The 14548-nt window shown below is 65.3% G+C and carries 12 protein-coding genes and 2 pseudogenes; 10 read left to right on the top strand and 4 right to left on the bottom strand.

Going from position 1 to position 14548, the window contains the following annotated elements:
* Positions 1-879: 879 nt before the first annotated feature.
* The 6 genes from FL344_RS02010 (at position 880) to FL344_RS01980 (ending at position 6872) form a co-directional block, all read left to right on the top strand.
* Positions 880-1296 (top strand): DUF1801 domain-containing protein, encoded by a 417-nt coding sequence (locus FL344_RS02010; RefSeq protein WP_141617297.1) that lies wholly within the window; start codon positions 880-882, stop codon positions 1294-1296.
* 87 nt (positions 1297-1383) lie between these two features.
* A complete protein-coding gene (locus FL344_RS02005; protein WP_194862956.1) occupies positions 1384-1812 on the top strand; it encodes a GFA family protein in 429 nt (142 codons plus the stop codon).
* A gap of 292 nt (positions 1813-2104) precedes the next feature.
* On the top strand, positions 2105-2569 hold the full coding sequence (locus FL344_RS02000) for a tetratricopeptide repeat protein (RefSeq protein WP_141617296.1): 465 nt from the start codon (positions 2105-2107) through the stop codon (positions 2567-2569).
* Positions 2570-3455: 886 nt separating this feature from the next.
* A complete protein-coding gene (locus FL344_RS01995; protein WP_194862955.1) occupies positions 3456-4580 on the top strand; it encodes a hypothetical protein in 1125 nt (374 codons plus the stop codon).
* A 484-nt stretch (positions 4581-5064) separates the two neighbouring features.
* Positions 5065-6543, top strand: coding sequence for a sorbosone dehydrogenase family protein (locus tag FL344_RS01985; RefSeq protein WP_141617293.1), 1479 nt, complete (start codon positions 5065-5067; stop codon positions 6541-6543).
* Complete coding sequence (locus FL344_RS01980) at positions 6540-6872, top strand: cytochrome c (protein ID WP_141617292.1); 333 nt, start codon at positions 6540-6542, stop codon at positions 6870-6872. The genes FL344_RS01985 and FL344_RS01980 overlap by 4 nt, the downstream gene beginning before the upstream one ends.
* Positions 6873-7290: 418 nt before the next feature.
* Here FL344_RS01980 and FL344_RS01975 read toward each other — a convergent pair whose 3' ends face one another.
* On the bottom strand, positions 7291-8964 hold the full coding sequence (locus FL344_RS01975) for a hypothetical protein (RefSeq protein ID WP_141617291.1): 1674 nt from the start codon (positions 8962-8964) through the stop codon (positions 7291-7293).
* A gap of 331 nt (positions 8965-9295) precedes the next feature.
* Here FL344_RS01975 and FL344_RS38380 point away from each other — a divergent pair.
* Positions 9296-9543, top strand: a pseudogene (locus FL344_RS38380) (hypothetical protein); the annotation flags it as partial.
* Positions 9544-9663: 120 nt separating this feature from the next.
* Here FL344_RS38380 and FL344_RS01970 read toward each other — a convergent pair.
* Together FL344_RS01970 and FL344_RS01965 are read right to left on the bottom strand one after the other, a co-directional pair.
* Positions 9664-11181: a hypothetical protein gene (locus tag FL344_RS01970; RefSeq protein WP_141617290.1), complete on the bottom strand. Its 1518-nt coding sequence runs from the start codon at positions 11179-11181 to the stop codon at positions 9664-9666.
* A gap of 687 nt (positions 11182-11868) precedes the next feature.
* Entirely contained in the window at positions 11869-12186 is a 318-nt protein-coding gene (locus FL344_RS01965; RefSeq protein WP_141617289.1) for a multidrug efflux SMR transporter, read from the bottom strand.
* A gap of 245 nt (positions 12187-12431) precedes the next feature.
* On the opposite strand from FL344_RS01965, the gene FL344_RS01960 reads away from it, so the two are divergent.
* Together FL344_RS01960 and FL344_RS01955 are read left to right on the top strand one after the other, a co-directional pair.
* Complete coding sequence (locus FL344_RS01960) at positions 12432-13031, top strand: TetR/AcrR family transcriptional regulator (RefSeq protein ID WP_194862954.1); 600 nt, start codon at positions 12432-12434, stop codon at positions 13029-13031.
* A 244-nt stretch (positions 13032-13275) separates the two neighbouring features.
* Positions 13276-13584 carry a hypothetical protein gene (locus FL344_RS01955; protein WP_141617287.1) on the top strand — a complete coding sequence of 103 codons (309 nt, stop codon included), beginning with the start codon at positions 13276-13278 and terminating at the stop codon, positions 13582-13584.
* 159 nt (positions 13585-13743) lie between these two features.
* Here FL344_RS01955 and FL344_RS38375 read toward each other — a convergent pair.
* Positions 13744-13893 (bottom strand): annotated as a pseudogene (locus FL344_RS38375) (DDE-type integrase/transposase/recombinase); the annotation flags it as partial.
* On the opposite strand from FL344_RS38375, the gene FL344_RS01950 reads away from it, so the two are divergent.
* Positions 13865-14119, top strand: a complete 255-nt coding sequence (locus FL344_RS01950) for a hypothetical protein (RefSeq protein ID WP_228564690.1) — start codon at positions 13865-13867, stop codon at positions 14117-14119. The pseudogene FL344_RS38375 and the gene FL344_RS01950 overlap by 29 nt on opposite strands.
* Positions 14120-14548: the final 429 nt, after the last annotated feature.

Below are 14548 nucleotides of genomic sequence, written 5' to 3'. Positions count from 1 at the left end.
CGAATGGCTCCGTCGAACACTTCTTCCGGGCTGCTCGTAAGAGCTCGTCGCGCCCCCAGTCGGCGCATCGCTGACCAGGCCAGTGCGCACCAGACGGCCAGCGGGGGCAGTCGTGGTTCTCGGCAGGTTGATGGTGCCGGGGGCTCAATGGCGGCGAAGGAAGCGCGCAGTGGTGTTACTTCAGTTTCGTTGAGCCCATGGAGGGCGCCATTCTCGCGTGGCTCGGTTGCATGGAACTCAGTGACCGTAGCTCCGAAACCAGCCTTCGGCATCGCGCTGTCTGGGCGGCCGGGAGCTGCAGGGAGAGACGCTCTCCAGCCCGCTGAAGTTGCCCCGGTTCCGCGGCTCTCCCGCACTTTGTGTGGAGGGTGTCCGGAGGAGGAAGCTGCGCGAATGGCCGTTCTGCCGCTCGCTCACCGAGGGGCGCGTCAGTGGGGCGTGGATGACGACAGACCCACGACCAGACTTCCCTGCTGGATGAGTCTGGTCGGCAGCTCGCCGTGTCTCCCTTTCGCCTTCGAGGGGAACCACACGAAGTGCGGGAGAGCCACGAAACCGGGGCAACTTCAGATGAAGGAGAGGGCCCCGCGAGTGGACTTTCGCTGAGTTGCTCAGCAGGACGTTCGACTTCGACGTGTTCGCCAGCGTGAGGTGTGGAGGCAGGCTCAAGGTCTTGGCGTACGTGTAGGGGGCCCCCGGGGTGTGGGCGATTCTGGAGTACCTGGGCTTGCCCCCACGGCGTGTGCGAGGTGGGCCCCGGCACGAGGGCCACCCCAGGTCGCGATTCCCATTGGCGCGTTCGCGGATCCGGACTTCCCGCTACCGAGTACGTCGACCTATGTTGAGCGAAGCCACGGCTCACGAACACGGACTGCTCTGATGCCCGAGAACAAGACGAAGTTCACTGGCGCCAGTGTGGACGAATACCTCGCCGAACGGGGCAGCGAGCAGCAACGGGCCGACTGCCGGGCGTTGATCGCACTGCTTGAGGAGGTCACGCAGGAGCCACCAAGGATGTGGGGCCCCAGCATCGTGGGCTTCGGCGCTTACCGGTACACCTACGAAAGCGGACGTTCCGGCGAGGCGCCCCTGGTGGGTTTCGCGATCCGTGGCCGAGAGCTGGTGATCTACGTGACGGCAGAGCAGGACCGGCAGCAGTCCCTGCTGGCCCGACTCGGGCCGCACAAGATCGGCAAGTCCTGTCTGTACTTCAAGCGGCTCGCCGACCTCGATAGGCGGGTGCTCAAGGAACTGGTGGCGGGTTCGGTCGTGGAGGTGAGGCGGCGCCATGGATAACGTGGAGAGGTCCTACGACGTCGCCACCGCCTGGACGCGGCAGCAGACGTCGTCGAGTGCGCGGGCGTGCAAACCATGTCGACAGAAATGAACCCCCTTCGCGGCGGCTGCCAGTGCGGTGCAATCCGTTACGAGCTGTCGCATGGCCCGCTGCGGTGCTACGTCTGCCATTGCGCCGAGTGCCGCAAACAGTCCGCGTCGGCCTTTGGCATCTCCTGCGTGGTGCCGCGAACGGCATTGCATCTCACGCGGGGAACGCCCAGGTTCTGGTCCCGGGTTACAGATACGGGGAACACGCTGGACTGCGCCTTCTGTCCCGAGTGCGGCTCCAGGCTCTGGCATCAGCGCCGCGGTGCCATCGGTACGCTCAACATCAAGGGCGGCTCGCTCGACGAACCGCTCGATCTTGGCCAGGCCATCCACATCTGGACCTCCCGCATGCTTCCTGGCGTCATTCTTCCGCATGGCGCCAAGCAGTTCCCCAGGGAGCCCGATGAACCTCGAGGCGCGCCCTGACAGAACACCCTCATTCGAGACGGCCCCATGCCAGCCCTCTCGAAGGTCGAACGCCCACCACTTGCCCCCTCCGAGCCCCGCGTTGAAGAGCCCCTTGGTGTCTGGGAGCCTGGCTCCGTGGAAGAAAGTGACCTTCACCTTGTCCTTGTAAGGGTTGGCGAGAACATGCCCCCGGCGCGAGGCCCGCCTGAAGAGGGGTGGGTGCACTGACGGGCAGCCCGGGCCCGGCACACACCTGGGAGTGGCGGCCCTCTCCCGCTGCGCTCCGGCCGTCCCCATCGTCCAGCGGCGCATGGGTCTGGTCTTCTTCGAGAAGGGGGACTTCCGCAAGGCGGAGGAACACTACCGCAAGGCCCTCGCCCTGGAGGTCACCACGACCAACCAACTCGCGCTGCTGCAGGCCCTCGTCCGCCAGGAGCGCACGCTGGACGCGCCCCGCCGTGCCGAAATGCAGCGCCTCTATGGCGAGCTGAAGCGCTATGGCGGCGATCGCGTGGACATCTGGTCGAACCTCACCTACGTCGCCTTCCACCTGGACGATATCCCCACGACCCACCGCGCTGCACAGAGGGCCATCGCGCTGGGGGCGACGACGTGGCATCCGTATTTCTACGGCGACATTGCCGAGGCGGTGGGAGAGCCGCCCAACCCCACACGCGCCCTCTCGTTCCTGGAGCGGGCCGAGCAGCTGGGCGGCCCCAGGAAGCACATCGCGTCCTTCCGTGAGCGGCTTCTCGAGGCGCAGCGCCCTCGCTGAAGGGGAGTGCCCTCCCGCTGCGCTCCGTCGTGGCGCGGCGCCAAGGAAGCAGCGCGTGCCGCGGTTGGACTGAGCAGGCCTTCTCGAAAGGGCCCTCGACTTTGACGTCTTCCGCTGTCCGGGCTGCGGGGGCTCCGGCGCGTGATTGTGGTGTCGAAGGGCACTGGGGTGAAGGACGTGCTTGGGCATCTTGGGCTGCCCGCCGAGGCCTTGCCGCTGGTCCCAGTGCGAGGGCTACCCATCGGGTCGTGGCTGTACTGACGGGCAACATGGGCCCAGCGCGAAACCCTGGAGAGGAGGCCCGCTGTGCGGCGAGTGCAGGGCAGGGGGGCACGGAGGGCTGCGAGGGGCGGAAGAGGCGTGCCCTTGTGGGCGCGGCGGGAGTGACTGTCTTCTGGCGGCCATGGAGCGCTGACGGCAGGACGTTAGTTCCCTCAAGCGGGGGCGGAGCCGTGACTGGAGGAGGAGAGCCCGGCCCAAAGGGGGTAGGGGATGTTTCAACAACCTGTTAGGACGGACAGGAGCCCTTGACCAACCCAGGCAGCCATCGCAGACACCGCGGCGACCCGGACGGACAGTTGAATCCGTCGTTCGCGTGGGTGCTCGTTCTCATCCACGGCCACCCTCCCTTCTGCTCAGGACTGACGTGTCAGTGGTGCGAATTGGCATGTCAGACAAGAGGACTGACACGTCGGGCGACGGCGCAGGCTTGAGTTCTGACAGGGCTGCGCAGAGTAGCGCCCTCCCAGAGAACACTCATCCACGGTAGAGGCACAGTGCATGCATGGCTGTCTCGTGGGCGCCATCTCTTGGAGTTCCTCCACAGGGTTGGCTTTGGCCCTCAACCCGTTTCTCATCCGGAGTCCGCATGTTCAATCCCTCGTCTATGCAGAAGCAGGTCTTTGCCCTCTCGTGGTTGGCGAGCCAGGCCACTGTGGGCAACAAGGTTGGTCCCTGGACCACGAAGGACCTGCAGAGTCAAATCAACAGCCTGAATGCTCCCTACTCGAAATGGAAGGTGGTCTGGGGCCCGTGCTATACGTGGGATGACCTGCTCCCCCCTCAGGTGAGTAACGGGATGTTCGTCGCGCAGCAGCTGGACGCTAGCAACAATCCTCTCCCGGTCTACGTGGTGGCCACGGCTGGGACGAACTCGGAGTCGCTCTTCGATCTTGTGATCGAGGACCTCGACATCAATCCGACGGACTGGAAGCTCAAGCAGGGGGGCGGCAATTCCTCGCCAATGCAGGTGACGAAGGGTGATTGGGAGGGCCTCATGAGACTCCTCTTCAGCATCAACATGCAGTGGCCTCTCAATGACATCCGGACGTTCCTGGGGAACATCCCGAATAAGCAGGCCGTCACGCTCTGGTTCACCGGGCACAGTCTCGGCGGAGCCCTCGCCCCGATGCTGATGCTCGCGCTCATGGACCCAGATTCGGCGCTGAATACGCAGGACACGAACCTGAGCAACTGGCAGCACGTGAACCTGCTGGCGACAGCGGGGCCGTCGATCGGCAACCAGGCGTTCCTCGACCACTTCAAGAGCGTTTTCGGGGCTGGCAAAGCCAATGCCACCTTCATCTGGAATGCCAAGGACGTGGTGCCACACGCCTGGAACGCGGGCACGATGAATGCGCTGACGAAACCGACGAACATCTACGGCCTCAACGTCCTGGCCGATGACCCTGTCGGGAAGATGATTGGCGCTCGGCAGGCGAGCGCCGCGAACCAACACTACGTGCAGTTCGAGCAGACCGCCGCGTTCGACGGCCCGCTGGCGCTCTACACCGACAGCAAGAACACCGGTGTGGCGTGGACCGCCGATTCGTCGTTCCTGGCGCAGCTCGGCTACCAGCACCTCAATGCCTACGTCAGCGCGTTCAATGGCGACAAGGAATGGTTCCCGCAGGGCCAGCCGCCGGCTGGGTGCGGGTGGTTCCCGCTGGGCAACTCCTGCGACGACCCCAAGTCGGCTCAGCAGCTCGTCAAGGCGCTAGGCAAGAGTTGAAGCGGAGACGGGAGGCAGATCTTCGGCTGGCTCCCATGCGATAGTTGGGGGAGGCGTCCTTGGAGGCCTCCTCCGCCGTGGATGCCCCCGCATGGAATGCCCGCAGGGCGGCCAAAGCCACCTCCAAAGTCGATGGGGTTGTCGACGCGCACGCGGCCTTCGGCCAGCGCCTCCTCGAAGCCGAGGAGGTCGCCGTCAATCATCTTCAGGGCGTCGTCCTTGGAGACGGCGATGGTGGTGGCGAGCAGTTCAATCCGCTTCTGGTCCGCCTTGGTGGCGATGCGCCTCTTCGCGAAGACGTCGCTCCAGGCCCCGCGCTGGCCCGCAGTGGCTTGTCGCGCCGGGAGAATGGCGGACCGCGGACACTCCGCTCCGCGAGGCCGTCGCGAAAGCAACCGTTGCCACGCCCCCGCGTTGTCGCCGGGGCAGGTGGCTCGTAGCGTCGAGCGCCTCGCCGTTCTCCACCCGAGGCACCTCGCCGCGTATGCGAATCCCGCTCCTTGCGCGTCCCCTGCTGGTGGCGTGCGCACCGCTGCTGCTCTCCGGCTGCTTCCACCTCTTCGGAGGCGGGGGTGGCGGCAAGGCGGACTTCAAGCCGCCCCGCCGCGTGGACCCGCTCGACGTGGCCGTGCCGGAGGGCTACCGCATCGAGGTCGTGGCCACCGGTCTGACGTACCCCACCGGCGTCGCCTTCGACGGAGAGGGCACGCCCTACGTCACCGAGTCCGGCTACAGCTACGGCGAGGACTTCGCCTCGGGCAGGCTGCTTCGGGTGGAGAAGGACGGCCGCCTCACCGAGGTGGCGAAGGGCGAGCATCAGCCGTGGACCGGCGTCACCTGGCACCAGGGCGCGTTCTATGTCGCCCAGGGCGGTGAACAGGGCGGTGGCCGCATCGTCCGCGTCACCCCGGATGGCCTGATGACGCCGCTCGTCTCCAGCCTGCCCGGCCTGGGGGACCACCACACCAACGGCCCCGCCGTGGGACCAGACGGCGCGCTCTACTTCGGGGTGGGCACGGCGACGAACTCCGGCGTCGTGGGCCCGGACAACGCGAGCATGGGGTGGCTGAAACGCAACCCGGCCTTCCACGACGTGCCCTGCCGCGACGTCACGCTGGCCGGCGTCAACTACCCCAGCGCCAACCCGCTCGCCTCGCAGTCGAGCCAGGTGCTCACGGGTGCCTTCGTCCCATTTGGCACGGAGACGAAGCCGGGGGAGGTCATCAAGGGCGGTATGCCGTGCAGTGGCGCGGTGTTCCGGCTCGCTTCCGGGTCCACCACACCGGAGCTGGTGGCCTGGGGGTTCCGCAACCCGTTCGGCCTGGCGTTCGCGCCCAACGGCCGGCTGTACGTCACCGAGAACGGCTACGACGTGCGCGGCAGCCGACCGCTCTTCGGAGTTGCGGACTGGATGTGGGAGGTGGAGCCGGGCGGCTGGTATGGCTTTCCGGACTTCGCCGGTGGCAAGCCCGTGGATCAGGAGTGGTTCAAGGTGCCGGGTGGCGAGGTGCCCAAGCGCGTGTTGCAAGAGCCCCCAGGGACGCCGCCCCAGCCGGTGGCCGCCTTCGGCGTGCACTCGTCATCCAACCGCTTCGACTTCTCCCGCAACCCGGACTTCGGCCACGTGGGCGAGGCCTTTGTCGCGCAGTTCGGAGACCAGGCCCCGGACACGGGCGAAACGATAGCGCCCGTGGGCTTCAAGGTCGTTCGGGTGGACGTGTCCAATGGCGTCATCGAGGACTTCGTCGCCAACAAGGACAAGGGCAGCGGAGGGCCGGCCTCGCGGCTGCGGAAGGCGGGCCTGGAGCGCCCCATCGACGCGCGCTTCGATCCCAGCGGCAGGGCGCTCTACATCGTCGACTTCGGCGTCATGCTGGTGAAGGGCAAGGGAGATATCCGTCCCTTCCAGCAGACGGGCGTGCTGTGGCGCGTGACTCGCGCAACCCCGGAGGCGAAGCCATGAGGACAACCATGCTCGCCGTGCTCGCCTTCACCACCCTGGCCTGTGGCCCCGCGCGCCGGGCCCCGCCCTTCGGCGCGCCCCGGCAGTTCACCGAGCAGGAGCAGGAGGGCCGAGTCCTCTTCATGCGCCACTGCAACCAGTGTCACCCCGGCGGCGCGGCCGGGCTGGGGCTGGCCATCAACAACAAGCCCCTGCCGTCGGTGGCCATGCGTACGCAGATACGCCATGGGGTGGGCGCCATGCCTGCCTTCACCGATGAGATGCTCGGCGATGCGCAGGTGGACGCCATCGTCGCGTTCCTCAACGAGCTGCAGGAGGAGAAGGACTAGGGGCTGTCCCTGATGACGGCAGCGAAAGAAGCATGGATGTGACGTACAGGACGGCGAGGTCGCTGGTCGCCGTTGATGAAGTCACGGTCCCCTCGCTTCGAGCGGGGGCCGCTCCTGGAGCACTGCAGGGGCTCGATGCGGCTCCACTCGGCATCGCTCAGTTCATATCGGCGCACAGCCCCCGTTGATCATACCTGGCGCCAGCCAGCAGCTCCGATGGAGACCCAGCCCCGATGGGCCGGATAACCGGCCCGCCAGGTCGATTTGCGAACACGAAATCAGGGACAGCCCCTAGATGAAGGGTGCCCTCAGCCTCAACAGGGCACCCATCCCTCTCATGCGCCTCACACGACCATCAACAAAGGTGCACGGAAATACCTGCCGTCACGCGCGCAGGCACTCCCATCCAACAGGGAAACTACGGATTCGCCAGGACGGGCAAATCCGAGCCATTGATGGGGCCGTACGTCGTGACACCGCAGCGGGAAGCGTTATCCGCGATCGAGGTGCTGAGGTCATTCAGGAAGACGACCCGCAGCGAGTAGCCTGGGGCGGCGCCGAAGATTCCGCGAAGGCGCTGCGCATCCGTGACCGTGTCATTCACACCGAAGCGCACGGACGCTCGGCCGAACATGTTGTTCGCCTTGAACGTGCAGCCCGGCGTGTACTGGTACGTCGACGTGGAGAGGACCGTCGGCGACATGCGCGCCAGCAAGCGGGCGATGGGGAGGCCATTCCAAACGGGGTTGGTCGCACGGCTCAACGTCTGTGCATTCGGCCACGTGGTGGAGCCGTAGCGCGGAACGCCATTGGGGCCCGAGTAGAGCGTCGTCTGGGGCGACACACCGGCGACGTAGTCATTCACGCCCAAGCCGCTCGCGAGCAGCGTCAGGTTTTCGCCCGAGGGGAAGAGCGTCGCGCTCCGGTTCATGTCGAACGCGTCGTACGGGACGTTGATCTTGATGGAGGGCGCCGGCAGCTTGAGATTGACGAGCAGCTCGTTGCTGCGCGTCGTCGAGCCATCAAGGAACAGCTGCACGTTTGTCGTCTCCGGCAGCGAATCGATGATGGAACTTTCGATGGTGGAAGTAATGCTGTTCGCCGCCTCGCTCTCGATGATGTCGTAGATGAGGGTAGGAACGAGGCCGAGGATGGGAACGACCTGAACCGCCACACACCGGAGCGGCCATTCGAGGCTCGCCTGGGGCGCATTCACCCATTGCACCGAAATGCCGGAGGAGTTCGCATTCAGCTTGAAGGTGCCATAGGCGCGAATCGTCGGGTCGCACCAATTGTTGAGATCCGTCTTGAATTTGAACGAGAAGCCCACGCCATTCGAGGTGACGGAGAGCTGGAGGCTATTCGGGTCGTAGCCGTAAATGCGGCGCATGGAGCCGTCCGACGACCTGATGACGGCCGAATTCGTAGCGCCATTGAACTTCGTGTAGAGCGCCTTACCGAACATGTTCCATAGATCGGCACGAGAGAAACCGATGGGGGCGGGGACGAAGCTCGCCTCGACGCTATCGACTTGCACCATCGGGAAGCTGTACGTCGCGGTGCCGCTGCCGAAGGTGCGCCCCACGGTGATGGTGACCTGGTTCGTGGAGCCATCTCCCAGATAGGGGAAGAATATCCACAAGTTGTAGCCATAACGGCTGGGGTCCGCGGGTTGGTACGAGGCGTCCTGGGCGGAATACCAATAGCCATCGGTATACGTCGGCGTCACGACGCGCGAGCCGACTTTGACCTCTCTGATGTACGTGCACTTGTCGGTAACGAGCTCGAAGCGGAGGCCATTGGCGGAGACGTATTCGATGCCACCGCGGCTCATGCGGCCACTCTCGGGATTCCAATTCGCGGGTGCGCCGCCGCCGACATTGAGGGCCGCGGGGCTCATCAGCGTATTGCTGAAGATCTGCGGAGTGGTGTCCGCGTTGCCGCACGCATTCTGGATCGTCCCCCGGCTGGTGGTGAACGGGTCAGCTCGCGCGGAGAGCGACTCGGCTTCGTTTTCGGGGAGACCTTCCTGACCACAGCCAAAGGCGAGCGGCAAGAGCAGCAGGGCAGTGAGACGGCGCAATGAACGCATGGAGAACCTCGAGTGGAACGGAGTATCCCTGGCGCCGTGAGAAGACACGGGCCAGCGGTCCAGGAGAGTCGCAGCGTGTCTACACTTCCACCCGGCGTGGGGCTTCCTCGCGGGCGCCAGATGCTTCCGCTTCCACGCCAATCCAGACGTGTGCGTGTTCCGAGTAAGTCTTAGCCGTGCCCCGTCGCGACAGGAACAAGCTTCTCGTGAGAGTTGTGGCTACCGGAAATTGGGGCCGTGCCACGCGCGCATCAGCGAACGCGTCATTTCATGCACGGTACTTCGAATGGGCCCAAGAGTGCTGAGAGCCCAATGCAGGCGGGGGTAGATCGAAGGACTCGTGGCAGCACTGCACACCCAGGTGCCATCCATCATGGACGAGACGGCCGAGTCCCTCACGGACCTGGGCTACTACTTCTGGCGGTGCTGCGGGAGAAGATGGAAGAATCCCAGGTGCGTGTTGGCAAGCGCGTCTGGCTGCCCTTCCTCCGTGCCCGCCGGTACATGCAGTCCCGCCAGTCGCTGCTGGACTCCTCGCTCACGCAGTTCTTCAAGGAGGCGGAGCGGTATCGGCCATGATTTGGGGTAGGCACACCTGGCGTCATCCTCGCCTGGCGCCAGGGCTTCGCGCGACGCCAGGGAGCGCGAAGCCCACTGTCGGGACGCGTCCCAGCCCACCGTCGAAGAAGGAAGCTCGCGTCAGTTCCAGGGGGCGCTGCGGTACTCGGTGATGCTCGGCGGGTACTCGGTCCAGAAGCGCAGCGTCCCGTCGTGCCCCATCAACGTCTCCTGCTTGCCTCGTGCATCCGAGTCCGAGACCGCGAGCGAGAAGTTGGAGGGCACGAATGATTCCTCGATGCCGAGGTCCGCCACAGGAATGGCGAGCGTCACCTCGTAGCCACGCGGGCGCTTGCGCCAGGTGCCCTGGATGGAAGGAATCACCGTGTTCGCCTCTCCCGTCCAGTCACGCGCCTCGATTTTTCCTCCCGCCGCGAGCAGGACGCTCACCTTGAAGGTCGCGCCGGAATACCGCGGTACGGTGAGCTCCAGGTGGTCCGAATGCAGGCCTGTGCCTTTCCCGAGGGGAACCACCTTGTCATCGTGCACCTCGGCGAAGAGGGCGAACGCCTCTCCTGCCCGGGCCAGGCGCCACGCGAACGCCAGGTCGGTTGAGCCCTTCCAGTCAGCAAGTCCCCAGGTGACGTGAGCGAGGGTGAAAGCCTGGACCGTGGGAGCCAGGGCGAGCGCGGCGTCGGCGGACTCCGCGAACCTCACGGGATAGGGATTGCTCCCATTGACGACCGCGCCCACGGTGTCGGTGAAGGACATGTATCCCGGCCGAGTCCGGGAGAGCCATTCCATTTCTTCCGTCGAGCCGCGCATGCCCACGGGCCCAGAGAACACATAACTCCTGGGCGTCAACCGGACCGAGGTCGCGTCTCCGGCGAGAGAGGCCAACTGGACGTCCTCTCCCTTCACCATGACGCCACAGAGCGGACCCTCGATTTCGGACGCCGGTTTCGCGGTGGACTCCTCGTGCCCGGCGTCGGGCTCAGACTCGGACCCCGTGAGCAGGAGAATGCACGTTCCGTCCCCACAGGCGTAGTCCACCGGCTTGAAGTCCACGCCCGTGGGACACAGGGCAAGGGCCCGAGCGAGGAGCTCGTCACTCACGACTTGTGGCTCGGGGGGCTTCGGGGCGGAGGACGGGGCCACGTGCTGAACACCAGTCTTCGTCCACTGCGGCGTCTGGCTGGGAACCTCGCTGAAACGCGTGCCATCCCGAGACACCTTCAGGAGAGTCCGAGACACGTGGGTCGAATCCAGGCCATTGTCGACGACAGTGAAGGGCTCGTGGTTGCTCCGGGTGACGATCTCGACATGCTCCGCGTCGATGAGTCGCGGGGTGCTCGCTGACCAGGAATCGAGCGAACGCGACGCCCCCACGAACTTCCCCTTGAGGTCCGACAGCACCATGAACTTGTTCGTGCAGCTCCCGTAGAAACACGGCCCGAGCTCGTCGACCACGAGCCACACACAGAAGGGGCCTTGGCAGTTGATTCGCTTCGCCGTACTCGACCCGTTCACGGTGTCGATGGGGCCCTCGACGAGGACCGTGCCCTTCGCGACGGGGGGCTCGTCAGAGGCCGCCAGGGCCGCGGTGCTCCCGAGTCCCAGACAGAGCGCCAGGGCGAGTACAACGCGACGTCTGGACATCGGGAGCGTTCGTGGGCCCGGCGAAAGGGGCGCGCGGCGTGGGGCATTCATTCGGTTCAGCTTCATGCCTTGCGAGATTGCAGACGGCATGCCGTGGCTGTCCCCATTGGGGGCCCTTTCTCAGGGCCCCACGGCGTCGAAAACGCGGCTCCAGGGCCGCGAGGTGCGGGCCTCCAGACGCATTCTCCCCGCATGAACGACGGCTCGGTCGGCGCCGAAGTCGTGGACGTCATGATGACGGCGTTGCCCTGGATGCGCGCACGGCCGCCAGCGGCAGCAGCCGCGCCTCCAGGTCCGGATTGCGCGCGAGCGCCTCATCAACCCATTTCGCGACGAGCCCGGCCACGGCACTGTCGTGCGTGTGGCGGTGCCAGATGGGGCACCGGGACGACGAACTCCATCGCCGCCGTGAATCCCTTCGCCAGCGCGGAGTCGCGGAACGGGAGCTTCGCCTGGCGATGCCAGAACGCAGCCCTCCTGGCGCTGACTGCCTCCCCCAGGCCCCGCGTCAGCCCCCCGCGGGGCGTGGTCGCGTCGCGAGCACCCCTGGAGGTTGCTCCAACAGGTGAGGCCCGCGCCGGGGCGCTCACTCCACTGGAGCACGAGTCGGACCTGCGTCGTGCCCGAGAGGTCCTCAGGTGGCCCAGCGGAGGAGAGGGCGGGGGGCCCTTCAATCGGGGGCCGATCTCAGTGCGCCAGCTTGAGCGTCGCGACCCCTGCGACGATCAGTGCGATGCCGAGATACCGGGCGAAGGACGTAGGGTCCCCAAAGTACAGCACCCCGATCAGGAACGTTCCGGCGGCACCGATGCCAGTCCAAACGGCGTACGCCGTCCCGATGGGAATGTGGCGCTGCGCGAGCCAGAGCATGAAACCGCTGAAGCCCATGAACGCGACGGCGATGGCAACGCCGCTCCAACGGGTTTCGGGATGCTGCGCCACCTTCAGGCCGAACGGCCAGCCAATCTCAAGCAGTCCCGCAAGGACGAGATAGAACCAACCCATTGTCGCGCTCCTCGGTTCGGAGGGCGTTCGCCGCTCCGTGTCAGGCAGGAAGGGGCGTGGCCCATCCCACTCCTTGGGCGGTACTTCATGGGCACCGCGAATCTTCATGATATAACGTACCGTCTAGACGGTTCGTTAGCAACGTCTCTTACGGCGGGCTATCAACCGGCTGGGCGGTAGGTTGCTCTCAGAGGGTAGAAAGTCGCATGCCTGGACCACAACGCGATGCGGCCCGTACCCGGCGCATGCTCCTGAGCACCGCAGCGCGTGTCATCTCCGAGCGCGGCGCCGGTGTGAGCTTGGACCTCGTTGCGCGCGAGGCAGGTGTCTCCAAGGGCGGACTGCTGCACCACTTCTCCACCCGTGAGGCGCTCCTGCTCGGCCTCGTCGAGCACCTGGTGGAGGAAGTCGACGCTGCGGTTGACCGGGCGCTGGACCCGGCGGACACGGCTCCCGGCAGTTTTGCGCGCGCGTGGATCCGCTCGACTTTCGAGGACCTCTCCGACGGCACGCTCGCGCACGAGCGCGCCACCCTCGTGGGCATTCTCGGCACAGTCCCGGAGGTGGTGTGTCGAATCCGCGAAGCGGGCGAGCGCTGGAGTCAGCGCCTTGCGCACGATGGCCTCGACGCTCAACGTGTCGTGCTTATCTCTCGAGCTTGCGACGGCGCGACGATGGCCTCGCTCTTCCAGCGACAACTCGGTCAGCGCGAACTCGACGAAGAACGAGAGCTGCTGCTCGCGCTCACACGCGAAACGGGGCCACTCGTGGACATGTCCACCGAAGCCCATCGTCGCCGAGCAGCCCCCGGTGCGAAGAGGGTGAGTCGAGACCAGAAGTCGTGAGGTTCTCCAAGAATAGCAAGGCCCCTGGTGTAGCCCCCTGCGTCAGGAAAGATGTTGCCTCTGCCGTGCGCGCCTCGCTCACTCGCCTTGACGCACTGCCGGTGGTGGCCTTGATGGCCTAATGACGCAGTGACTGAATGATGGGTAGTAGGCGCAGCCTCCGATTTTCGCCCGCTCAGTCCGCTGCTTAGAGGGATGAATCGGTGAAAGGCCCGCCCGTTTGTGGCGGAGGAGAGGATTGGGAATGACGATAGTTCGCGGCGTCGGCGTCATCTCGCTCGGCAAGTGCTTGGGTACCTTCTATGCATTGGTCGGCGTCGTGCTGGGGGCGCTGACGAGCACGGTGATGCTTCTGCTCGGACCGCGTGGCGCCAATTCCATTCTCGGCAAGAGCATGCACCTCGGTGAGTTTGACATGGGAGGTATGCTCCTGCTGGTGGCGGGCGCCTGCATCTTGTACGGCATCGCCGGGTTTGCTGTTGGCATCGTCAGTGGAATCCTCGCGAACCTCGCATTGCGTCTCGGGGGTGGTGTCGAGGTCAAGTTGAAGTAGCTGCTCGGCACGTCAGCAGATGCGACAACCTACCGTTACAGGAGTTCGGTAGCCGCGCGCCTCGCTCACTCGCATTGACGCGCTTCCAAACGTGCCTCGACGCACCCATGACGCAGAGGCCGAAGTTCGGGTAGGGACAACAGGGGGACCGTGACCCTTCAGCGCCATGTCGAGGGCCGAGAACATCAGGTGTCGGTCGATGCAGGGGGGCATGGCCCAGCCGATGACGCGCCGACTGAAGAGGTCCAGCACGGCAGCCAGGTACAATCAGCCCTCGCGCGTGGGCACGTACGTGATGTCCGTCACCCAATCGATTGAAGTCGCTGGACCATGTCGTCTCGTCCTGAACGAAGCCCACGCTCGGCGCCTGCTTCGCGAGTACCAGCGCTACTACAACGCGAGCCGGACGCACCTGTCGCCCGGCAAGGATACGCCCGAGAGGCGTGAGGTGCAGGGCCCGGAGCGTGGAGCCAGGGTGATAGAGCTGCGGGAAGTCTTCGGGCTCCACCGCCGGTACGAGCGCCGAGCGGCATAGAATCTCGGCCCCTCTAGCAACGGCCTCAGAGACCTGTCGCTGCCGCGCCATCCTGCCTACCTTCGCAGGAGGGGAGGGGGGCGCCCGCATGCAGCGCATATTCGGTTCAAGCGCATGAGAGGTTCTGGAGCAACCTGGCAGGAACGAGCACCTGCAAGATCAAGACGTTGCCAGAACCAGAAATAAGAGGAGGGGCTGATGGAGAATCCTCATCACCCCCCCCTCTGGTGATCGAAAACGAGGAACGACCAGCCTTAACAGCTGGCATCAAAACACCTGACTACTAACGCGCCTTCGGGCCGCCGCGAACGTGGATCTTGATCTTCATGTCGTGCCTCCTTTCGAGTTAAACGCTAAGTGAAATCGAAGTTGGATGTCAAATCGAACCAAAAAACAATGTGTGGCGCATTGCGGCGATGCGGACGAAGT

This window comes from Myxococcus sp. AB036A, assembly GCF_006547355.1.
GTDB classification, from domain to species: Bacteria; Myxococcota; Myxococcia; order Myxococcales; family Myxococcaceae; genus Myxococcus; species Myxococcus virescens.
The sequence above is the reverse complement of the archived record's forward strand: the minus strand, read 5'-3'. Positions and strand labels throughout refer to the sequence as shown.